The 381-nt window shown below is 70.3% G+C and carries 1 pseudogene; it reads right to left on the reverse strand.

Going from position 1 to position 381, the window contains the following annotated elements:
* Positions 1–381 (reverse strand): annotated as a pseudogene (locus EOA33_RS38700) (ATP-binding protein); the annotation flags it as partial.

The raw sequence follows: 381 nt of genomic DNA on the forward strand, positions 1-381 counted from the left end.
CTCCAACGCGGCCTCCGGCAGCGGCATCAGGCGCGGCGTGCCGTTGCGCGGTTTTGTATCGGTCGGGCCGATGCGCAGGCCGAGCGGCCGGCGCGACAGCGCGGGACCCAGCGCCATGAACTGGCCGCGCTCGAGGTCGCGAAAGGCTTCCGCCTGCCGCCGCTCCATGCCGAGCAGATCGGCGGCGCGCGCCATGTCGATGTCGAGGAAGGTGCGGCCCATCAGGAAGTTGGAGGCTTCCGCCGCGACGTTCTTGGCAAGCTTCGCCAGCCGCTGCGTGGCGATGATGCCGGCAAGCCCGCGCTTGCGGCCGCGGCACATCAAATTGGTCATCGCGCCGAGCGAGAGTTTTCGCGCCTCGTCCGAAACCTCGCCCGCCAC

Origin of the sequence: Mesorhizobium sp. M4A.F.Ca.ET.050.02.1.1, from assembly GCF_003997725.1 — a bacterium.
Lineage (GTDB): Bacteria > Pseudomonadota > Alphaproteobacteria > Rhizobiales > Rhizobiaceae > Mesorhizobium.